The organism is Bradyrhizobium sp. Rc3b, from assembly GCF_900114915.1.
In the GTDB taxonomy this organism is placed as follows: domain Bacteria; phylum Pseudomonadota; class Alphaproteobacteria; order Rhizobiales; family Xanthobacteraceae; genus Bradyrhizobium.
Map to the genome: position 1 here is coordinate 38,088 of NZ_FOUS01000010.1, position 20,725 is coordinate 58,812.

17 protein-coding genes are annotated in these 20,725 nt (G+C 64.9%); 4 read left to right on the plus strand and 13 right to left on the minus strand.

The genetic code is table 11. The features are described from left to right. Positions 1–55: 55 nt before the first annotated feature. The 7 genes from BM190_RS23375 to ltnD all read right to left on the minus strand — a co-directional run bounded on the left by BM190_RS23375 (position 56) and on the right by ltnD (position 11,370). Positions 56–1,258: an efflux RND transporter periplasmic adaptor subunit gene (locus BM190_RS23375; RefSeq protein ID WP_092259475.1), complete on the minus strand. Its 1,203-nt coding sequence runs from the start codon at positions 1,256–1,258 to the stop codon at positions 56–58. Continuing rightward, a complete protein-coding gene (locus BM190_RS23380) occupies positions 1,245–4,424 on the minus strand; it encodes an efflux RND transporter permease subunit (protein ID WP_092259478.1) in 3,180 nt (1,059 codons plus the stop codon). Before BM190_RS23380 ends, BM190_RS23375 begins: the two co-directional genes overlap by 14 nt. A 168-nt stretch (positions 4,425–4,592) precedes the next feature. Next, the gene (locus BM190_RS23385) at positions 4,593–6,287 is read right to left on the minus strand and encodes a methyl-accepting chemotaxis protein (protein WP_092259481.1); all 1,695 of its coding nucleotides are present in this window, start codon (positions 6,285–6,287) and stop codon (positions 4,593–4,595) included. A 237-nt stretch (positions 6,288–6,524) separates the two neighbouring features. After that, entirely contained in the window at positions 6,525–8,216 is a 1,692-nt protein-coding gene (locus BM190_RS23390) for a methyl-accepting chemotaxis protein (RefSeq protein WP_092259484.1), read from the minus strand. 168 nt (positions 8,217–8,384) lie between these two features. Next, on the minus strand, positions 8,385–9,659 hold the full coding sequence (gene otnK, locus BM190_RS23395) for a 3-oxo-tetronate kinase (RefSeq protein WP_092259487.1): 1,275 nt from the start codon (positions 9,657–9,659) through the stop codon (positions 8,385–8,387). Further along, positions 9,656–10,438: a 2-oxo-tetronate isomerase gene (gene otnI / locus BM190_RS23400; RefSeq protein ID WP_091953525.1), complete on the minus strand. Its 783-nt coding sequence runs from the start codon at positions 10,436–10,438 to the stop codon at positions 9,656–9,658. The genes otnK and otnI overlap by 4 nt, the downstream gene beginning before the upstream one ends. A 14-nt stretch (positions 10,439–10,452) precedes the next feature. Then, entirely contained in the window at positions 10,453–11,370 is a 918-nt protein-coding gene (gene ltnD, locus BM190_RS23405) for an L-threonate dehydrogenase (protein ID WP_092259490.1), read from the minus strand. 104 nt (positions 11,371–11,474) lie between these two features. Here ltnD and otnC point away from each other — a divergent pair, with 104 nt between their 5' ends. Both otnC and BM190_RS23415 read left to right on the plus strand, forming a co-directional pair. Beyond that, entirely contained in the window at positions 11,475–12,161 is a 687-nt protein-coding gene (otnC, locus tag BM190_RS23410; protein ID WP_177237244.1) for a 3-oxo-tetronate 4-phosphate decarboxylase, read from the plus strand. A gap of 235 nt (positions 12,162–12,396) precedes the next feature. After that, the gene (locus BM190_RS23415) at positions 12,397–12,798 is read left to right on the plus strand and encodes a hypothetical protein (protein ID WP_018315622.1); all 402 of its coding nucleotides are present in this window, start codon (positions 12,397–12,399) and stop codon (positions 12,796–12,798) included. Between the two features lie 16 nt (positions 12,799–12,814). Here the strand turns inward: BM190_RS23415 and BM190_RS23420 are convergent, their stop codons facing one another. From BM190_RS23420 to BM190_RS23445, 6 genes are all read right to left on the minus strand, one after another. Further along, positions 12,815–13,519, minus strand: a complete 705-nt coding sequence (locus tag BM190_RS23420; protein WP_018315621.1) for an ABC transporter ATP-binding protein — start codon at positions 13,517–13,519, stop codon at positions 12,815–12,817. Continuing rightward, positions 13,503–14,234 (minus strand): ABC transporter ATP-binding protein, encoded by a 732-nt coding sequence (locus tag BM190_RS23425; RefSeq protein WP_018315620.1) that lies wholly within the window; start codon positions 14,232–14,234, stop codon positions 13,503–13,505. Before BM190_RS23425 ends, BM190_RS23420 begins: the two co-directional genes overlap by 17 nt. Then, on the minus strand, positions 14,231–15,214 hold the full coding sequence (locus BM190_RS23430; RefSeq protein ID WP_018315619.1) for a branched-chain amino acid ABC transporter permease: 984 nt from the start codon (positions 15,212–15,214) through the stop codon (positions 14,231–14,233). The genes BM190_RS23425 and BM190_RS23430 overlap by 4 nt, the downstream gene beginning before the upstream one ends. Beyond that, entirely contained in the window at positions 15,214–16,047 is an 834-nt protein-coding gene (locus BM190_RS23435; protein ID WP_244550725.1) for a branched-chain amino acid ABC transporter permease, read from the minus strand. Before BM190_RS23435 ends, BM190_RS23430 begins: the two co-directional genes overlap by 1 nt. Positions 16,048–16,243: 196 nt before the next feature. Continuing rightward, complete coding sequence (locus BM190_RS23440) at positions 16,244–17,488, minus strand: ABC transporter substrate-binding protein (protein ID WP_092259500.1); 1,245 nt, start codon at positions 17,486–17,488, stop codon at positions 16,244–16,246. A gap of 89 nt (positions 17,489–17,577) precedes the next feature. Then, positions 17,578–18,393 (minus strand): putative hydro-lyase, encoded by an 816-nt coding sequence (locus BM190_RS23445; protein WP_092259503.1) that lies wholly within the window; start codon positions 18,391–18,393, stop codon positions 17,578–17,580. Between the two features lie 119 nt (positions 18,394–18,512). Here BM190_RS23445 and BM190_RS23450 point away from each other — a divergent pair, with 119 nt between their 5' ends. Together BM190_RS23450 and BM190_RS23455 are read left to right on the plus strand one after the other, a co-directional pair. After that, positions 18,513–19,430 carry a LysR family transcriptional regulator gene (locus BM190_RS23450; RefSeq protein ID WP_092259506.1) on the plus strand — a complete coding sequence of 306 codons (918 nt, stop codon included), beginning with the start codon at positions 18,513–18,515 and terminating at the stop codon, positions 19,428–19,430. 33 nt (positions 19,431–19,463) lie between these two features. Continuing rightward, on the plus strand, positions 19,464–20,714 hold the full coding sequence (locus tag BM190_RS23455; protein ID WP_018315614.1) for a Zn-dependent hydrolase: 1,251 nt from the start codon (positions 19,464–19,466) through the stop codon (positions 20,712–20,714). Positions 20,715–20,725: the final 11 nt, after the last annotated feature.

The following is a 20,725-nucleotide window of genomic DNA, read 5'->3' on the forward strand; positions in this document are numbered from 1 at the left end:
CGCAAGAGCGCCTTTGCCCACCCTACGAGAGCTGCGTCCGGGGCACGAGGCCGCCCTACCCCTTCGGCGCCTGCTTCTCCGACGCGGTCGTCGGCTTGCCCTTCGCACCCGCACCGACGACGCGGACCTGATCGCCGTCCGACAACCCGTCCGGCGGCGCCGTGATGACGCGGTCGTCCGCGGTGATCCCCGAGGCCAGCTCGATCTCGCGGCCGAGGTCGCGGGCGATGGTCACTGGCTTGAACAGAACCTTGTCATCCGCACCGACGGTGGCAACGCGCAGGCCGCTGCTGTTGAAGATCAGCGCGCTGGCGGGGATGCTGAGCGGCGCGGTATCGCGCTGGAGGTTGAGCTTGACGCTGGCATAGCCGCCGGGCATCAGCTCGCCTGAGGAATTGTCGAGCCCGAGCTGCATGCGCGTGGTGCCGGAGGCGATATCGACGGCCTGCGAGGACGCCTCCACCGTCGCCTGGAAAGTCCGGTTCGGATACTCGGGCAGTGTGATCGTCGCCTTGGCGCCGATCTTGATCGCCGGCACGTAATTCTGGGGCACGTTGACATAGACGCGCAGCTTGGTGATGTCGGAGATCACGAACATCGCCGGGCCCGAGCCGCCACCGGCATTGATCAACGCGCCGACATCGGTGTCGCGCGCGGTGACGACGCCGTCGAACGGCGCGGTGATCTTCTTGTAGCCAGCCAACGCTTCCAGCCGCTCGACATTGGCCTTGCCCGAATTGACGGCGGCATTCTTGTTGGAGAGATCGGCGGTGCGCTCGTCGATCTCCTGCGCCGAGACGAAGTTGGAGGCGACCAGCGTCTTGCGCCGGTTCAGCGTTGCTTCCGACAGCCTGGCGCTGGCCTGCTGGCTGGCGAGGTCGGCTCTAGCCTGAAGCAGTTGCTGATCGAGGTCCGGCGCCTCGATCTCGGCGATCACCTGCCCGGCCTTGACGCGGGCGCCGATATCGGCGCTCCAGCTCTTCAGATAGCCCGACACGCGCGCGAAGATCGGCGCGCGATAATAGGCTTCCAGCCGGCCCGGCAGATCGATGGTGGCGTTGAGCGCCTTGGCGCTGGGCTGGGTCACCGCGACGCTGGGAACGGCCTGATCGTCGGTCCATTCCTTCAGCCTGGAGCCCTGCTCCTCGCGCGCGCGGATGCCGGTGCCGACGACGAGGCCGGCCGCGATCAGCGCCACCACGCCGAAGATGCCCAGTTTCCGGTGCGAAACCGGGGAGCGGGGGTCAGTGGGCGACATGCGGGGTCTCCAATGGGGCGGCGGCTTTGGCGCCTTGCTTTTTGTGGACCATACTGAACACCACGGGAACGAACATCAGCGTGGCGAAGGTTGCAAAGATCAGGCCGCCGATCACGGCGCGGCCGAGCGGCGCGTTCTGCTCGCCGCCCTCGCCCAGCCCCAGCGCCATCGGCGCCATGCCGATGATCATGGCAAGCGCGGTCATCAGCACGGGGCGGAACCGGACGAAGCCGGCTTCGAGCGCCGCGGCGACGGGATCGCCAAGCTCCTCGTAGCGCTCGCGTGCAAAGGAGATCACCAGCACGCTGTTGGCGGTCGCAACGCCCATGCACATGATGGCGCCGGTGAGCGCGGGGACCGACAGCGTGGTCCCGGTCGCGAACAGCATCCAGACGATGCCGGCGAGCGCGGCCGGCAGCGCCGTGATGATCACGAACGGATCGGACCAGGACTGGAAGTTCACCACGATCAGGAAATAGATCAGCACGACGGCGCCGAGCAGGCCGAACAACAGGCCGGTGAAGGCGCTGTTCATGGTCTGCACCTGTCCGAGCAGCACCACGGAGGAACCCTTCGGCACCTCCTTGGCGGTCTCGGCAACCACCTTGCGGATATCGGCGGAGACCGCGCCGAGATCGCGGCCCGAGGTCGTCGCAAAGATCTGCACCATCGACTGGATGTCGTATTGCGAGACAACCGCGCTCGAGCTCGAACGCTTGATGTCGGCGATGCCGCCGAGGATTGGTGACTGCGCATTGCCGGCCGCGGTGATCGGCAGCGTCTGCAGCGCGCTCAGCGAATCGATCTGGTACTGCGGCGTCTGCATCACGATCGAGTAGGACACGCCGTTCTCGGGGTTGAGATAGTAGGTCGGCGCCACCTGCGAGGAGCCGGCGAGATTGACCACGAGGCTGTTGGTGACGTCGCGCTCGGTCAGGCCGACATATTGCGCGCGGGTGCGGTCGACATCGATGTTGAAGGTCGGAGCGTTCGGCGATTGCTGGATCCGCGCATCTGCAACGCCGGGGATCCTGCGGACTTTTGCCAGCAGATTGTTGGCGTAAGCGAAATTGGCACTGAGATTGGCGCCGCGGATCTGGAGATCGATCGGCGCCGGCGCGCCGAAATTCAGGATCTGGCTGACGATGTCTGCAGGGAGGAACGCGAAGCTGACGCCGGGGAACAGCCGCGGCAATTGCTCGCGCAGCACGCGCACGTGTTCCTCGGTCGGCTTGTGGCCCTCCCTCAGCTTGATCTGGATGTCGCCGTCCTGCGGGCCGATCACGCCGGTGTTGTTGTAGGTCATGTTGATGCCGGAGATCGGCATGCCGATGTTGTCGGTCATGGTCTCGATCTCGCCGGGGATCAGCTTGCGGACCGCCTTCTGCACGTCGGCGAGCTGGTTGGCGGTCTCCTCGACACGGGTGCCGACCTGGGTGCGGACATGCATCAGGATGTTGCCGGCGTCGACCGCGGGAAAGAAATTGCGGCCGAGGAACGGCACCAGCGCGAAGGAGGCGCCGACCACACAGAGGAAGCCGATCACGAACACCGCGCGGTGCGCCAGCGCCAGCCCGAGGAAGCCATGGTAGCCGCCGCGGATGCGCTCGAACCGTGCCTCGAAGCCACGCTGGAACCAGACAAAAGGATTGCGCGATTTCGGCGGCCCGCCTTCGTGATGGACATGCGCCTGCAGCAGATAGTTCGCCATGGTCGGCACCAGCGTGCGCGACAGGATGAACGACCAGATCATCGCGAACATCACGGCTTCCGCCATCGGCACGAACAGGAAGCGCGCGACGCCCGAGAGGAAGAACATCGGCACGAACACGATGCAGATGCAGAGCAGCGACACGAAGGCCGGCGTCACGATCTGGTTGGCGCCGTCGAGGATCGACTGCTCGACCGGCTTGCCCTGCTCCAGATGGTAATTGATGTTCTCGATCGTGACGGTGGCGTCGTCGACGAGGATGCCGACTGCGAGCGCAAGGCCGCCGAGTGTCATGATGTTGAGCGTCTCGCCGATCGCCGACAGCATGATGATGGCGCCCAGCACCGACAGCGGAATCGACACCGCGATGATGATGGTCGAGCGCCAGCTGCCGAGGAACAACAGGATCATGACGCTGGTGAGCAGCGCCGCGATCACGCCCTCGACCGCGACGCCTTGAATCGCGCCGCGCACGAACACCGACTGGTCGCCGATGAAGCCGATCTTGAGCGCGTCCGGGAGCTGGTCCTTGACCTCGATCACCTTCTGCTTGATGCCGGCGATGATATCGAGCGTCGAGGTCGCGCCCGCCTTCAGCACCATCATCAGCACCGAGCGGTTGCCGTCGACATGGACGATGTTGGTCTGGGGCGGATTGCCGTCGCGCACGGTGGCGACGTCGCGCACATAGACCATCGCGCCGTTCACCGTCTTGATCGGAAGGTTGCCGAGCTCGTCGATCCTGAGCGGCGAGTTGTTGAGCTGGATGTTGTACTCGAACTGGCCGATCTTCTGGGTGCCGACCGGCGTGATCAGGTTCTGCGCGGCGAGCGCATTGGCGACGTCCTGGCCGGACAGGCCGCGGGCCTGCAGCGCGGTGGGATCGAGGTCGATCTGGATCTGGCGCTGCTTGCCGCCGAACGGGTACGGGATCGCCGCGCCGGGCACGGTGACCAGCGGCGTGCGGAGCTGATTGATGCCGATGTCGGCGAGGTTCTGCTCGGTGAGCCCGTCGCCCGACAGCGCCACCTGGATGATCGGGACGGTGGAGGCCGAGTAGTTCAGGATCAAGGGCGGCGTCGCGCCCGGCGGCATCTGCTTGATCAGCGTCTGCGAGATCGCGGTGACTTGCGCGTTGGCGGTACGGATGTCGACGTTGGGCTGGAAGAAGATCTTGATGATACCAAAGCCGTTATAGGAATTGGCGGTGATGTGCTCGATGTCGTTGACCGTGGTCGTCAGCGCACGCTGGAACGGCGTCGTGATGCGGCCGGACATCTGGTCGGGCGGCAGGCCGGTGTACTGCCAGACCACGCCGATCACGGGAATGCGGATGTCCGGAAAGATGTCGGTCGGGGTCCGGAGCGCCGCGAGCGGTCCGATGATCAGCAGCAGGAGTGCCAGCACGACGAACGTATAGGGCCGGCTCAGGGCAATACGGACCAGAGCAATCATGCGCCAGGCAAATCCGGGTCAAGCGAGGATACGGAATCTGCCCCCACGGCGATCCCCATTTCCCTTTACCCGAGCACCGCCGGAAACGCTAATAACCAGAACTATCCTGCATTCACTTCCCTGCTACCGCACTGCGAAATCGACATCGCAGCTATGCGGCGGCCTGTCTCAGGCGGCGCGGACGGAGTTCAGGAACTTGCCGACCTCGAACTTGAGACGGTTGGAATCGCGGGACAGCATCTGCGCCGCCGACAGCACTTGCGAGGATGCCGAGCCGGTTTCGGAGGCGCCGCGCTGGACGTCGCCGACATTGGACGAGACCTGCTGGGTGCCCTGGGCGGCCTGCTGAACGTTGCGGGCGATCTCCTGTGTGGCCGCGCCCTGTTGCTCCACGGCCGCGGCGATCGCCGCAGCAATCTCCGACAGGCGCGCGATGGTGCCGCTGATCTCGCCGATGGCACTGACCGAATCCTGCGTCGCCGCCTGAATGCCGCCGACCTGCTGGCCGATCTCGCCGGTGGCCTTGGCCGTCTGCTCGGCGAGCGCCTTGACCTCGGAGGCCACGACGGCGAAGCCGCGACCCGCCTCGCCGGCCCGCGCCGCCTCGATCGTGGCATTGAGCGCCAGCAGATTGGTTTGGCCGGCGATCGCATTGATGAGCTCGACGACGTCGCCGATCCGCGATGCGGCCCGCGACAATTCGCTGACACGTTCGGTGGTGGCATGCGCCTGGCTGACCGCCTCGCTCGCGATCCGGGAGGAGTCCTGCACCTGGCGGCCGATCTCGCGCACCGAGGACGACATCTCCTCGGCCGCCGAGGCGACCGAATGAACGTTGCTGGAGGCGGCTTCCGAGCCGGATGCGACCACTGTCGCCAACTCCTGCGCGCGGGCCGCGGTCGAGGACAGCGTCGAGGCGGCCGCCTCGAGCTCGGTTGCGGCCGACGACACGGTCTCGACGATCTCGCCGATCGCGGCCTCGAAGCCGTCGGCGAGCTGGGTCATGTCGGCCTTGCGCTGCGTCTCGGCACGGCGCTGCACCGCCTGCACCTCGTCGCGGCTGAAGCGGATGATGGTCTGCACGGTCTGGAGGTTGCGCAGCGCCTCGCCGATCTCGTCGTCGCGCTCGATCACGATGCGGTTGTCGAGCTTGTCCTGCACGAGGTTGACCAGAGTGCCGTTGAGCTGCTGCATCGGCCCCTGGATCGCGCGCATGGTTGCAAGTCCCGCGAAACCGACGACGAGGGCGCCAACGACGGCCAGCGCGGACAGCATCAGGCTGGCCGAACCGCCGGAGGCGAGCGCGCCGCCGATGCCGAGCGCGAGCATGAACAACGTCTGGAGCGCCATCGTCGTGACGAGGCGCGCCCTCAGCGTGCCGGTGAAGACGCTGAAGCGGTCGAGCCACGAGCGGCGACGGATGATGCCGGCGTCGACGCGATAACCGTGCGGCTTCTTCTCGCGGATCGCGCCGTAGACCTCCTCGGCGAGCTTGCGCTGATCGGCCGGCAGTTTTGTGCGGATCGAGGTGTAACCCTTGACCTGGCCATTCTCCCGGATCGGCGAGGCAGTCGCCAGCACCCAATAGAAGTCACCGTTCTTGCGGCGGTTCTTCACCGCGCCAAGCCACGGCTTGCCGGCCTTCAGCGTGTCCCAGAGATTGTCGAACGCCTCCGGCGGCATGTCGGGGTGGCGTACGATATTGTGCGGCTGGCCCATTAGCTCGGCCGATGTGAAGCCGGCGGCCGCGATGAAGTCCTCGTTGAAGTAGCTGAGCTTGCCCTTGAGATCGGTGCGCGAAACGATCAGCGTCTCGTCGCTGACCGGATATTCGACATCGGTGACGGGAAAATTCTTGCGCATCGGAGCCCCAAATGAATTGATTATTTGTTCATTCCAATTCGGACGGCCGCTGTTCGAGTCGTCTTTGCGTTATTCTCATAAAGCGAATTTAACCAACCATGAAAGGGGAACCCCGTGCGCCTACGGGTGCTTCCCCATGATGCTACCTTTAGGCGAGATCATGCTACCGGCAGAAAAAGAAAACGAGCGGCGCTTTTGGCGCCGCTCGTTCCTGGAGGGATAGCTGTGTGCGAGAACTTACGCCGCGCGGACGTTGGTCAGGAACTTGCTGACCTCATTCTTCAGCCGCCCCGAATCGTTCGACAGCATTTGCGCCGCCGACAGCACCTGCGAGGAGGCCGTGCCGGTCTCGGTCGCGCCGCGCTGCACGTCGGTGATGTTGGAGGAGACCTGCTGGGTGCCCTGCGCGGCCTGCTGCACATTGCGGGCGATCTCCTGCGTCGCTGCGCCCTGCTCTTCCACCGCCGCTGCAATCGCCGACGAGATCTCCGAGAGGCGCTCGATGGTCGAGGAGATTTCCTTGATAGCGCCGACGGAGTCGTTGGTCGCCGCCTGGATGCCGGAGATCTGCTGACCGATCTCGCCGGTCGCCTTGGCGGTCTGCTCGGCGAGCGCCTTCACCTCGGAGGCCACCACGGCGAAACCGCGGCCAGCTTCACCGGCACGTGCTGCTTCGATGGTCGCGTTCAGCGCCAGCAGATTGGTCTGGCCGGCGATGGTGTTGATCAGCTCGACGACATCGCCGATGCGGGACGCCGCCTTGGACAACTCGCTGACGCGCTCGGTGGTGGCGCGCGCCTGGCCGACGGCATCGCCCGCCATCCGAGCCGATTCCTGCACCTGACGGCTGATCTCGCCGACCGACGAAGCCATCTCCTCGGTCGCCGAAGCCACCGACTGCACGTTGGTCGAGGCTTCCTCCGAAGCGCCGGCAACGGTGGTCGCCAGCCGCTGCGAACGGTCGGCGGTCGAAGTCAGCGTCGAGGCGGAGGCCTCTAACTGGGTCGAGGCCGACGACACGGTCTGGACGATCTCGCCGATCATGGTTTCGAATTCGCGGGTGATGTTGTCGACGCGGCGGCCGCGCTCGATCTTGGCTTCGGCATCCGCGGCCGCAGCCTCGTCGGCGGCCTTCTTGGCGATCAGCGCCTCCTTGAAGATCTGAAGCACGTCGGCCATGGCGCCGATCTCGGTCTTATCGCCCCGGTGCGGGACTTCGGCGGACAAGTCGCCCCTGCCCAGCGCCTGCATCGGCTCGATGATCGAGTTGATGCCCTTCGAGACGTCCTGGACGAGATAGAAGCCGACGCCGATGCCGATAATGACGGCGGCGCCGAGAATGACCGAGACCAGCATGAAAGCATAGGAGTAGCTGTCCGCAGCATCCTGAGCCGCCTGATCGCCCCCCTTGGTGTTGAGCTCGATGTCCTTCATCAGGACCTCATCCGACGCAAGACCGATCTTGTTGACGGTCTTGGTATTCAGCTCCTGCGCTTCGTGCGGGACCTTGCCGGCCTCCTTGCGCGAGAGCGCCATCACCTCCTCGGTGCCCTTCTTGTAGTCGTCCCAGAGTTTTGACCACTGGTTGTAGAGCGCCCGCTCCTCCGGCGAGGTGATCATTGCCTCATACCGGCCGCGGATCTTGGCCAGCGCTTCGATCACCGTCACACCCGTCTTCTCGTTGGCGAACTTCTCGTCCAGCGTTTCAGACAGCATGTGCTGGCGGACCACGTTGCGATAGGTAATGACGCTCGCCCGAAGTTCGCCGAGCACCCGCACACTGGGCATCCAGTTCGTGGTGATGTCGGTGGTGTTGGCGTTCATCGACCGCATTTTCATGACGGCCAGGAGACCCATGCCGGCCATTGCGACAAGCAGGAACGCCACGACACTGATGATCTTGGCGCGGATGGAAATGGTGGCGAGCATAATCGGGTCTCTTTGTGCTGGCGCGGTGCGCGTCCGGAAGTTTTACGAATCAACCAAAGGGAGCGGCACCAACATCCAACACCAGAGCACCTGCGCAGATGTTAACTACGACTCCGTACGAGTACGGAGCCTCAAAGAGATGAACACGTCGCTAAAAATGCTCTGCGCTCAGCGCATGAGCCTAAGCGCATCGGAGAAAAATTCAGCGCCGCCGAAGTTTCCGGACTTCAGAGCGAGCAGCATGTCGGCTTGCGCGCCCACCGCATGCAGCACCGGGACACCTGCCGCGATTTCTACTCCCACGAGAAATCCGGGAATCTTCAACCGATCGACCACGGCACCGGAGGTCTCGCCGCCGGCAACGATCAGTCGCCGCACCCCTGATTTTACAAGGCTCTCCGCGATGTCGGCCATGGTCTGCTCGATCGCATGGCCGGCTGCGTCGCGGCCGTGCCGCGCCTGCAGCGCGGCGACCTGATCGGGCGTCGCGCTCGAGACGATCAGCACCGGACCTTCCGCAAGCCGCGGCCTCGCCCAGTCCAACGCACGCTGTGCTTCGCCGGCCCCCGTAATGATACGGTCAGGATCGAGATGAAGCACCGGCATGACGCGCTCGGCGTTGGCGATCTGCTGAAGCGTCGCCTGAGAGCAGCTTCCGGCGAGGCAGGCCGCCGGTCCACCGACGGCAGCGCCGGTCTCGCCGTTCGCCCTGGCCGATTTGACTTTACCCGTCGACACCAGCGCACGCGCGAGCCCGAGGCCGATGCCGGAGGCGCCGACCGACAGCCGGTGTTCGGCGGCAACGAGGCCGATGGTCTCGAGGTCGCGGTCGAAGACCGCGTCGATGATGGCAGCGCCGATGCCCTTGTCCGCCAGCTCGGCCAGCCGTGCCCGCACGGCGTCTGCGCCGCGGGTGACGGTGGCGAGGTCGACGAGACCGATCTGCGTCCCGCTCTGGCGCGCCAGCACGCGCACCAGGTTGGAATCGTGCATCGGGTTGAGCGGATGGTCCTTCAGCGGGCTCTCGTTGAGCGGCACGGCGCCGACGAAAAGGTTGCCCTGGTAGACGGTGCGGCCGGTCTCCGGGAAGGCTGGCGTCACCAGCACGGCACCTTCGCCGCTATCGGCACGCAGCGCGTCCATCACCGGACCGATATTGCCTGAAACGGTGGAATCGAAGGTCGAGCAGATCTTGAACAGCACGTGGCCGGCGCCGCGGCCGCGCAGCCACTGATCCGCCGCACGCGAACGCGACACGGCAAGGCCGGCCTCGATCGAGCGGCTCTTCAGCGACACCACGACGGCATCGACCTCGGGCAGCGCGAGATCGTCCGCGGGCACGCCGATGGTCTGCACGGTGCGCAGGCCCGCGCGTGTCAGAGTGTTGGCGAGATCGGAAGCGCCGGTGTAGTCGTCGGCGATGCAGCCCAACGCAAGTGTCACGGCTTCACTCCTGCATAAGGCTTGAACCAGGCAAGGCCATCGGTGGTCTTGCCGCGCGGATTGTACTCGCAGCCGACGAAGCCGGCATAGCCGAGCCGGTCGAGCTCTTCGAACAGGAACGGGTAGTTCAACTCCTCCCCGTCAGGCTCGTTACGCGAGGGGATGCTGGCGATCTGGATATGGCCGATGATCGGCATCATCTCGCGCAACCGCATCGTGACGTCGCCATGGATGATCTGGCAGTGATAGATGTCGAACTGGAGCTTGAGGTTCGGAAGCCTCAGCTCCTGGATCAGATCGCGCGCGAAGCCGAAATCGTTGAGAAAGTAGCCGGGTACGTTGCGCGCATTGATCGGCTCGAGCACGATGTCGATGCCGTGCGGGGCGAAGAACTCCGCAGCCCATGCCACCGATTTGTAGAACGCCTCGATCGCGACGCGCTCGCCGCGGTTGGCGATGCCGGCCATCAGGTGCAGGCGCTTGACGCCGGTCGCCTTGGCGTAAGGCAGCGCCGTCTCCAGGCCCGCCTTGAGATCGGAGAAGCGCGAGGGGAGCGCCGCAAAGCCCTTCTCGCCGGCGTTCCAGTCGCCCGGCGGCAGGTTGAACAGCGCCTGGGTCAGGCCGTTGCGCTTGAGGCGCTCGCCGACCGCCTCGGCGGGATGCTCATAGGGAAAGAGAAACTCGACCGCAGTGAAGCCGGCTGAAGCGGCGGCATCGAAGCGATCGAGGAACGGCACCTCGGTGAACATCATCGAGAGATTGGCGGCGAAACGGGGCATTGGAGTCCTCTTCGTTACTTGTCGCCGGGCAGCTTGACGCCGGTGACCTGCGCATACATCCGCGCCACCGAGGCGTCGTCGTCCCGGCCCATGCCGGCGGCTGATGTCATCAGAAACATCTGGAGTGCGGCAGCGGAGACCGGCACCGGGAACCTGGCACTGCGCGCCATGTCCTGGATGATGCCGAGATCCTTGACGAAAATTTCGACCGCGCTGCGCGGCGTGTAGTCGCCGTCCAGCACGTGCGGCATGCGGTTCTCGAACATCCAGGAATTGCCGGCCGAGGCCGTGATCACCTCGTAGACCTTGCGGATGTCGAGGCCCTGCTTGGCGGCGAATGCCATCGCCTCCGAGGCGGCGGCGATGTGCACGCCGGCGAGCAGCTGGTTGATCATCTTGAAGGCAGCGCCCTGGCCAGCGGCATCGCCGAGCTCGTAGAGCTTCGCGGCCATGGCATCGAGCGCGGGCCGTGCCTTCGCGAACGCTGTGGGGCTGCCGGAGGCGAGGATCGTCAGCTCGCCTTGCGCGGCGCGCTGCGCTCCGCCGGAAATCGGAGCATCCAGATAATGCCGGCCGGTTGCCTCCAGCTGCTTGGCAAGACGTCGCGCCACGTCCGGGTCCATCGTGGCGGAGGATACGAAGACGCTGCCTTCGGGCATGGTCTCGGCGGCCCCATCCTTGCCGAACAGGACGGCTTCCGTCTGCGCGGCATTGACGACGACGCTGACGACGATGTCCGCGCCCTTGGCCGCCTCGGCCGGCGTTTTGGCACCCGCACCGCCATCCTTCACGAAACGCGCCACCGCCTCGGCCGAAACGTCGTAGCCGGTGACGGCGTGACCGGCGCGCTTCAGCGAGGTCGCCATGCCAAACCCCATCGAGCCGAGCCCGATGACCGCGATGCGCTGATTTTGTGACGTGGAGGCGGACATGCAACTAACCCTTGCGAACGTTTCCCGGACGGCCGGCTTTTGCGGCGGCTCGGCGAACCGATATCACGGCTTGGCCGCGCTGCCAAAGCGTGAGACAAGCGGACATGACGGCCATGAGAACCGACACGAGCAACGAGACGAGGCTGCGCGAGGATATCTGCCGGTTCGGCCGGTCCCTGTTCGAGCGTGGTCTGACGCCGGGCTCCTCCGGCAATATCAGCGTCAGGCTCGATGGCGGCGGCTGGCTGGTGACGCCGACCAACGCCTCGCTCGGCTTTCTCGATCCCGCAAAACTGTCACGGCTGGACGACCAGGGACGGTTGGTATCGGGCGATGCGCCGACCAAGGAGGTTCCGCTCCATACCGCGCTCTACGACACGCGCGGCAGTGCGCGCGCGATCGTGCATCTGCACTCCACCCATTCGGTCGCGCTCTCGATGCTGCCCGAGATCGACCCGCGCGCCGCGCTGCCGCCGATGACGGCCTATTATCTGATGAAATGCGGCGCCACCGCGCTCGTCCCGTACTACCGCCCCGGCGATCCCGCGGTCGCCGACGCGATCAAGGGACTGGCGGGGAAATATTCATCGGTGCTGCTCGCCAATCACGGCCCGGTGGTTGCCGGCGACACGCTGGAAGCGGCGGTGTTCGCCACGGAGGAGCTGGAGGAGACGGCGAAGCTGTACCTGCTGCTGCGCGGGATGAACCCGCGCTATCTGTCGCCGGAACAGGTGGCCGATCTGGTGAAGGTGTTCGGGGTGACGCTGCCGGAGCATGGGCACGGCGATTGAGCCCCGCTCTAACCTCGTCATAACGCAGCGAGGCAAGAATCCCTCCGCGGAAAGACTCTGGATTGCTTTGCTACGCTCGCAATGACGCGGGGTGTGGCGACGGAGTAGCCCACATGAGCGGAGCGATATGCGGGACCTGCGGACCGGAATTGATTTGCATTGCCGGGATCGCGAGCACATGATCCCCCTGTAATTGACTGAAGGAGTTGTTTCATCGATCGCTGGGAGAATTGTCATGGATTTCAAAGTATCCTGCGCCTTCCTCTCTGCCGCCTGCTTTATTGTCTTGTCACTTTCCGCAAACGCCCAGACGTCCGGGCGCGGCGGCGTCCCCGATCTCAAGGTCGAGGCCAACTGCAAGGCAACTCAGGAGATCGACAAGTCGCTGACCGAGCCGCAGTCCTACGAGGCCTGCATGAGCGACGAGCAGACCGCACAGCAACAGCTCGGGTCCATCTGGACGACAACGCCGGAGACAATTCGCATCCAATGCTACACCGAGGCCTCCGCCGGTGGCATCGAAAGCTATGTCGACCTGCTCTCATGCATTCAGATGAATGGCTTCGGGCAACCTTCGGCACCAGCGCCGACGCTGCGTGGCGCAAGCAAGAACCGGAACAAGAAACAATCAGGATAGGGATCGTAGCGAGCGGCTACAATCCGAGATACGCCTTCCTCACGTCGGGATTGCCCCTGATCTCAGCCGCGGGGCCCTGCATCAGCACGCGGCCGGTTTGCAGGATGTAGGCGCGGTCGGCGATCTCCAGGCACTCGGCCATGCGCTGCTCGACGATCAGAACGGTCATGCCGGCATCGCGGATGCGCTTTACGGCCTGAAAAATCTCGTCGACCAATTTCGGCATGATGCCCTGCGAGGGCTCGTCCAGCATCAACAGGCGCGGGCGCGTCATCAGCGCGCGGCCGATCGCCAGCATCTGCTGCTCGCCGCCGCTGAGCGTTTCGGCGCGCTGCTCCAGGCGTTCAGCCAGGCGTGGAAACAGCTGGAAGACGAGATCGAGCGGTCCTTCGCGGTTCGCCTCGCCACGGTAGAGATAGCTGCCGAGACGCAGATTGTCGCGCACCGACAGGCGCGGGAACAGGCGGCGATTCTCCGGCACATAGGCAATGCCGGTCGCCGTGATGTGGTGCTGCGCCATGCCGTCGAGGCGCTTGCCGTCGAACGTCACGGTGCCTGAGCGCGGACGCTCGGCACCGGCGATGGATTTGAGCAGCGTCGACTTGCCCGCGCCATTGGCGCCGGCGACGCAGACGATCTCGCCCTTCTGAACCTCGATCGAGATCGAGGAGATCGCGACTAGGCCTTGATAGGCGGTCGTGACTTCACGCACCGACAGCATGACGATCTCCCAGATATGCGCTGATCACCTTGGGATCGCGAACGACATCGGCGGGCTTGCCCTCGACCAGCACCTTGCCGAGATCGAGCACGATGGCGCGGTCGACCAACGGCATCACGATTTCCATGACATGCTCGACCATCAACACGGTGATGCCGGCATCGCGCACCTTGCGCACCAGCGCGACACCGGTCTGCGCCTCGGTCGGCGTCAGCCCGGTGAGGACTTCGTCGAGCAGCAGCAGTTTCGGCTCGGTCGCGAGCGCACGGGCGACTTCGAGCCGGCGTTTCTCGGCGGGCACGAGGTCGCTGGCAAGCACGTCGGCGCGCGCAGCGAGGCCGGTGAACTCCAAGACCTCATGCGCCTTGCGACGGGCTTCGCGCATCACGGTGTTGCGCACCAGCGCACCGACGATGACGTTGTCGATGACAGTCATGGTCTCGAAGCTCTTGACCACCTGGAAGGTGCGCCCTACCCCGCGCTGGCAGCGTTCGGCCGCCGGCATGTGGGTGACATCCTCGCCGTCGAATAGAATCGAGCCTTGCGTCGGCGGCAGAACGCCGGCGATGAGATTGAACAGCGTCGACTTGCCGGCGCCGTTCGGGCCGATCAGGCCGACGATCTCACCGCGGCCGACCGAGATCGAGACGTCGCTGTTGGCGACGAGGCCGCCGAACCGCTGCCAGACGCCGCGGGTTTCAAGAAGCGCGGTCATCGTGCGGCCCCCGTCTTCTTCGGGCGTGAGAACAGGCTGAGCAGTCCCCGCGGCAAGGCCAGCGAGATCAGGACGATCAGCGTGCCATAGACGATGAGGTCGACGCCGCGCCCGGAGCCCCCGAACTTGAAGCGGGTCAGCTCCGTCAGCGGGATCAGAATGGCGGCGCCGAGCACCGGGCCCCACAGGGTGCCGATGCCGCCGAGCACGGCGGGCAGCGCCATTAAGAGCGAAAACTGGAAGCCCATGACGCTTTCAGGATCGATGTAGGAGACGAACTGGGCATAGAAGCTGCCACCCACCGCGACCAGGAAGGCGGAGACGGCGGCCGCGCCCATCTTGGAATTGAAGACGTCGACACCGAGGCTTTCGGCCGCCTCCGGATTGTCCTTCACCGCCCGCCACCAAAATCCCCATTTGGAGTTCTCCAGCCACCAGGTGACGAACCAGGCGAGGCAGCACAGCGCCAGCGCGAAATAGAAGTACGGCAGCTTGGTGCGCAGAAACTGGAATTTCAGCCAGCTGTCGCCGCGGATCGGGATGGTGATGCCCATCGCGGCGCCGGCCCATTCCCAGTTGTGGAACAGAAGCAAGCCGATCTCGGCGATGACGATGGTGGCGATCACGAAGTAATGGCCGCGCAGGCGGAAGAAAGGATAACCGAGCCCCATCGCGATCAGCGCCGACACCACGCCGCCCGCCAGCATGCCGAACCAGGGCAGCACGCCGAACTTCGTGAACAGCAGCTCGGTGGTGTAGGCACCCAGGCCGAAATACAGCGCGTGCCCGAGCGAGATCTGCCCGCAATAGCCGGACAGGATGTTCCAGCTCTGCGACAGTCCCGCATACATCAGGGTCAGGATCAGGATGTTCTGGACGACGACGTCCTTCACGAACAATGGCGTCAGCGCGGCAATCACGGCGAGCACCGCGGCGATGATGAGGTCGCGGCGGCGCCGCGCAGCAAAATCCTTGTCCATCAGATCGATCCGAACAGGCCGCGCGGCCGGATGAAGACGACCAGCAGGTAAACCGCGTAGATGCCGACCGATTTCAGCGACGGCGGCAGCACCAGCGCGGTGACCGCTTCGACGAGGCCGACGATGATGCCGCCGGCAAAGGCGCCGAACACGCTGCCGAAGCCGCCGAGCGCCACCGTGACATAGGCGATCAGCGCAAAGGACGCGCCGACATCGGGATAGATATAGAAGAAGCTTGCCATGATCGCTCCGGCGAGACCGACCAGCGCGGCACCGAGGCCCCAGCCGAACGCGAACACGCGGTTCTTGTCGATGCCGACCAGCGCGACCGCACCGGGATCTTCACGGGTGGCTTCCAGCGCGCGGCCGAAATCGGTGCGATGGATGAAGAAGTAGAGGCCGGCAAAGGCGAGAATCGAGACCAGCGCGCCGACCAGCTGCGGCTCCGGCAGGAAGATGCCGGCGACCGAGATGGTTTTGCCGCCGAGCCAGGATTGCGGAATGCTGCGATAATCCGGCGTGAAGAAGAACTGCGCCAGGCCCCGCATCACGATGGCAAGGCCGAAGGTGGTGAAGATCTGCACCATGCCGGCGTTGGCCTTGGCCCGCATGGCAAAGCGTACAATGAGCAGGTAGATCACCGCTCCGAAGATAAAGAGCGCCGCGGCGACCAACGGCGCCGACAGCAAGGGGTCGATCGCGAAGAACGCGAACAGGAAGAAGGACAGGTACATCGCGATCATCAGGAACTCGCCATGGGCGAAGTTCGTGACGTCCATCAGGCCGAAGATCAGCGCGAGGCCGACCGCGATCAGTCCGTACAGCAGGCCCATCAGAAGGCCGCTGGCAAGACTCTGAATAATGGCTTGGGCTGTCAAAAGTCTGTCCCCCGAAATAGATCCTCATCCCGAGGAGCGCGCACAAGCGCGCGTCTCGAAGGATGGCCCAGCCCTCGTCCTTCGAGACGCGGGCTACGCCCGCTTCTCAGGATGAGGGCGGGAGCTGCATCTGAGCTCCCGCGTCCCAGTCTTACTTCATCGGCCAGACCGCTTCCGCGATCGCGGCCTGCGGCGGGAAGATGGTGACGAACTTGCCGCCGATATACTGCAGCAGAACCGGGTCGGCGTCGTTGTTCTGGCCCATCTCGTCGAACTTGACGCGCTTCCAGGGCATGATGGTCTGCTCGCCCGGGATGTCGGTCGCGGCCAGCGCATCACGGATCTTCTCGCCGTCGGTCGACTTGGCGCGGCTGATGGCGTCGGCAAGGATGATCAGGCCCATGAACTGGCGCGAGGTGAGGTCGTTGAAGTCCTTGCCCGACCGCGTCTTGAACATCTCGTTGATCTTGCCGACCATCGGGCGCTTCTGCGCGAGGTCGAGCGAGAACGTGCCGCGCGAAATCACGCCTTCGAGCTTGTCGCCGACGGCATCGTACAGCGCCTTCTCGGAGAAGCCGGCGTCCTGCGCCACGATCGCGTTCGGCTTGTAGCCGAGCTCGGCCATGGTCTTGACCAGGAGGATGCCGTCGGTGGTGTAGCTCGAGGGCATCAGCACGTCGGCATTCGCGGACTTGAGCTGCTGCACCTCGGCCGAGAGCGAGGGCGAGTTGGCGCGATACTTGATGTCGGTGACGATCTTGTAGGCGCGCTCGCCGGCGATCTTGGCCTGGGCGTTGCCGGAATCGGTGCCGAAGATCGTGTCCTCGTGGAACAGCGACAGCGTCTCGATCTTGGTGCCCTTCTTCTTCATGGCGTCGAAGAAGTCGAACATCGCGGCCGAATACATCTCGTCATGCGGCGCGGCGCGGAAATAATACTTCAGGCCGCGGCGATGCAGGCTCGGCGAGGAGTTGTCGGCGGACACGAACGGGACCTGGTAGCGCTCGCAGATCTGGCTGACGGTGACGGCGACGGCGCTCTGATAGGTGCCGATGATGGCGGAGACCTTCTCCTGCGTGATCAGGCGCTCGGCTTCGGCTCGGCCCTTCTGCGGATCGGCCTGGTGATCGGCGAACACGAGGCGGACTTTTGCGCCGCCGAGGCCCGGCAGGCCCTCGCCCTTCGCCAGCGGCAGGTCGAAATCGGTGTCCTTGTTGATGACCTCGAGCGAGGTCTCATAGGCTTTCTGCGCGTCGACGCCCTGCTGCGCGCTGCCGCCGGAGAACGGATAGATGACGCCGATCACGACTTCCGAAGTCTGTGCGCGCGCCGCCAGCGGCACAAGTGCAGCGGTCGCGGTGGCTCCCAACAACACGTCGCGGCGAGTGATCGTCATGGCAAAGTCCCCTGTTACTGAATTTCGTCTGATCGGATGAAGCGATTGATGGATGCGGTAAAGCCCGAAGAAGCAGCAAACGCTGCCCCCTAAATCACGGCCATGGTCCTGTTCTTGAGATCCGTCACCAGCATCAGGCCGGGCGAATGCGTGATCGCGAACGGAAGCTTGGCGGCGTTGATCACCGATTGCGGCGTCACGCCGCAGGCCCAGAACACCGGAATCTCGTCGTCGGCGACCGGCACCGGATCGCCGTAGTCCGGCTTGGCAATGTCCTTGATGCCGATCAGATGCGGATGGCCGAGATGGACCGGCGCGCCGTGCACGGCGGGATAGCGCGAGGTGATCTGCACCGCGCGGATCGCATCCGCCGGCTTGAAGGGACGCATCGAGACCACCATGGGACCAGCGAACGGACCGGCCTCGCCGCAGGCGATGTTGGTACGATACATCGGCACGCGCACATTGCGCTCGATGTGCCGGATCGGCATGCCCTCGTCGAGCAAGGCTTCTTCGAACGAGAAGGAGCAGCCGAGCACGAAGGTCACGAGATCATCGCGCCAATGCTTCGTCACATCGGTCGGCTCGTCGACGACCTCGCCGTCGCGCCAGACGCGGTAGCGCGGCACGTCGGTGCGGATGTCGAGATCGGCGCCGAGCGAAGGGATGTGCGGACTGCCGACATCGGACATGCCGATGATCGGGCACGGCTTCGGATTGAGCTGGCAGAAGCGATGAAAGGCGCTGGCATATTCCGCCGGCAGGATCGCCAGATTGCCCTGGACGAAGCCGGGGGCGACGCCGGCGGTGGAGGCGACCAGCCCTTGCCGATAGGCAAGCCGCGCCTTGCGGCTCGGAAGGGCGTCGGGCGTTTCAGTTTGCTGCACTGCCACCAAAACAGTCATGTAATCGACCTGCCTATAAACTCGACAAAGACAGCCAACACCAAGCGTGCTATAAAGTCTAATCGTCCTTTCTAATCGATATCGATAAATTCATTTTATCGACGAGGAAAATCCTTCCAATGCTGGACTTCAGGTCGATCGAGACTTTTCTCTGGGTCGTAAAGCTCGGCAGCTTCCGTGGCGCTGCAGCACGGCTCAATACGACCCAGCCGGCGATCTCCCAGCGCATTGCCCAGCTCGAGCGCGAGATGGGCGTGAAGCTCCTCAACCGCGACCACCGCGTCGCCTCGCCGACACCGAGCGGCCGGCAGATGATGGTCTATGCGGAGAAGCTGATCGGCCTGCGCGCCCAGATGATGGCGGAGATCGGCGATCGTTCGGCGATGCGGGGCGTGATGCGGCTCGGCGTCGCCGAGACCATCGTGCACACCTGGCTGCCGCGCCTGGTGAAGAGCGTGAACCAGGTCTATCCGAACCTGTCGCTGGAGATCGAGGTCGACATCACGCCCAACCTCACCGCGCGCCTGCTCGCGCAGGAGATCGAGCTTGCCTTCGTGGTCGGACCGCTGTCGGCGTCCGGCGTGCATAATCGCGTGCTCGCCGATTACCCGATCGGCTTCCTCGCAAGCCCTTCGCTCGGCCTCGGCAAAGGCCGGGTGACACCGGCGGAGCTTGCTCGGTTTCCGATCATCACCTTCCCGCGCAAGACCAAGCCTTACGAGGTCGTGCGCGAGGTGTTCGACCGGCCGGAGCTGCCGCCGATCCGGCTGCACGCGTCCGCATCGCTCGCGACCGTCATCCACATGGCGGTCGAAGGCCTCGGCGTCGCCGTGATCCCCGACGCGATCGTCGAGAGCGAGCTCGCCGACGGCCGGCTGCAGCTGCTCGACACCGATCTTGCGATCGCACCGCTGACGTTCACCGCAAGCTGGCTCGCCTCGCCCGACGTCGTCGCCGTGGAGCGCGTCGCCGAGCTTGCACGGCAGATTGCGCAGAGCAGCCTCGCAGTTGACGCGCCCGCGCTGGCGCGTCATTGAAAAAGGCGCCGGACAATCGAGAGACCCCACCGCATGAGCCGAGCCGCCACCAATCTGCAAATCGATTCCGCCCGCCTCTGGGGCTCCATCCACGAGACCGCGCAATTCGGCGCGACGGCCAAAGGCGGCGTGCGGCGGCTGACACTGAGCAGCGAAGACAAGCTGGTGCGCGACTGGTTCCGCAAGGCATGCGAGGACGCCGGGCTCGAAGTGCACACCGACGCACTCGGCTCGCAATTCGGCCTGCGCAAGGGCCGCGACATGTCGAAGCCGCCTGTCGGCATCGGCTCGCATCTCGACACCCAGCCGACCGGCGGCAAGTATGACGGCATTCTGGGCACGCTCGGCGCACTTGAAGTGATCCGCACGCTGAACGATGCCGGCATCGAGACCGAAGCGCCGATCTGCGTCGTCAACTGGACCAACGAGGAAGGCTCGCGCTTCGCACCCGCGATGATGGCCTCCGCCGCCTATGTCGGCGACTTCACCACCGACGATATTTTGTCGCGCAAGGACGCCGAGGGCACGACCGTCGGCCAGGCGCTGGACAGCATCGGCTATCGCGGCGACAAGCCGGTCGGCTTCCAGAAGCTCGGCTGTTTCGTCGAGCTGCATATCGAGCAGGGCCCGATTTTGGAGGCCGAAGGCAAGACCATCGGCGTGGTCGATTCCGGCCAGGGCGTGCTGTGGTACGACGGCAAGATCTCCGGTTTCGAGAGCCATGCCGGATCGACGCCGATGCCGCTGCGGCGCGACGCGCTGGCGACGTTGTCGGAGATCGTGCTGGCGATGGAATCCATCGCGAAGAAGCACGGCCCGAACGCGGTCGGCACCATCGGCGAAGCCGTGATCGCAAATCCCTCGCGCAACGTCATTCCCGGCGAGATCGCCTTCACCATGGATTGCCGCAGCGCGGACGGCGCCATCATGGACGCGCTCGATCGCGATCTGCGCGCCGCGATTGCGGAGATCGCCGCACGCCGCAAGGTCGAGGTCAAGATCGACCTGGTCTGGCGCAAGCCGCCGACGCATTTCGATCCCAAGCTGATCTCGGCAGTCGAGAACGCGGCAAAGACGCTCGGTTATTCCTCGCGCCGCATCACCTCCGGCGCCGGCCACGACGCCTGCAACCTCAACACGATCATGCCGGCGGCGATGGTGTTCGTGCCCTGCAAGGACGGCATCAGCCACAACGAGCTGGAGGATGCCACGCAGGGCGACTGCACTGCCGGCACCAACGTTCTCATGCATACCGTGCTGGCGATCGCCGGCGTCGCGTCCTGACCGGAGAGAGC

Bases quoted from the DNA above. Each gene is read 5' to 3' on its own strand.
- BM190_RS23375 (WP_092259475.1), bottom strand. From the start codon at position 1,258: ATGTCGCCCACTGACCCCCGCTCCCCGGTTTCGCACCGGAAACTGGGC.
- BM190_RS23380 (WP_092259478.1), bottom strand. From the start codon at position 4,424: ATGATTGCTCTGGTCCGTATTGCCCTGAGCCGGCCCTATACGTTCGTC.
- BM190_RS23385 (WP_092259481.1), bottom strand. From the start codon at position 6,287: ATGCGCAAGAATTTTCCCGTCACCGATGTCGAATATCCGGTCAGCGAC.
- BM190_RS23390 (WP_092259484.1), bottom strand. From the start codon at position 8,216: ATGCTCGCCACCATTTCCATCCGCGCCAAGATCATCAGTGTCGTGGCG.
- otnI (WP_091953525.1), bottom strand. From the start codon at position 10,438: ATGCCCCGTTTCGCCGCCAATCTCTCGATGATGTTCACCGAGGTGCCG.
- ltnD (WP_092259490.1), bottom strand. From the start codon at position 11,370: ATGTCCGCCTCCACGTCACAAAATCAGCGCATCGCGGTCATCGGGCTC.
- otnC (WP_177237244.1), top strand. From the start codon at position 11,475: ATGACGGCCATGAGAACCGACACGAGCAACGAGACGAGGCTGCGCGAG.
- BM190_RS23415 (WP_018315622.1), top strand. From the start codon at position 12,397: ATGGATTTCAAAGTATCCTGCGCCTTCCTCTCTGCCGCCTGCTTTATT.
- BM190_RS23420 (WP_018315621.1), bottom strand. From the start codon at position 13,519: ATGCTGTCGGTGCGTGAAGTCACGACCGCCTATCAAGGCCTAGTCGCG.
- BM190_RS23425 (WP_018315620.1), bottom strand. From the start codon at position 14,234: ATGACCGCGCTTCTTGAAACCCGCGGCGTCTGGCAGCGGTTCGGCGGC.
- BM190_RS23430 (WP_018315619.1), bottom strand. From the start codon at position 15,214: ATGGACAAGGATTTTGCTGCGCGGCGCCGCCGCGACCTCATCATCGCC.
- BM190_RS23435 (WP_244550725.1), bottom strand. From the start codon at position 16,047: ATGGGCCTGCTGTACGGACTGATCGCGGTCGGCCTCGCGCTGATCTTC.
- BM190_RS23440 (WP_092259500.1), bottom strand. From the start codon at position 17,488: ATGACGATCACTCGCCGCGACGTGTTGTTGGGAGCCACCGCGACCGCT.
- BM190_RS23445 (WP_092259503.1), bottom strand. From the start codon at position 18,393: ATGACTGTTTTGGTGGCAGTGCAGCAAACTGAAACGCCCGACGCCCTT.
- BM190_RS23450 (WP_092259506.1), top strand. From the start codon at position 18,513: ATGCTGGACTTCAGGTCGATCGAGACTTTTCTCTGGGTCGTAAAGCTC.
- BM190_RS23455 (WP_018315614.1), top strand. From the start codon at position 19,464: ATGAGCCGAGCCGCCACCAATCTGCAAATCGATTCCGCCCGCCTCTGG.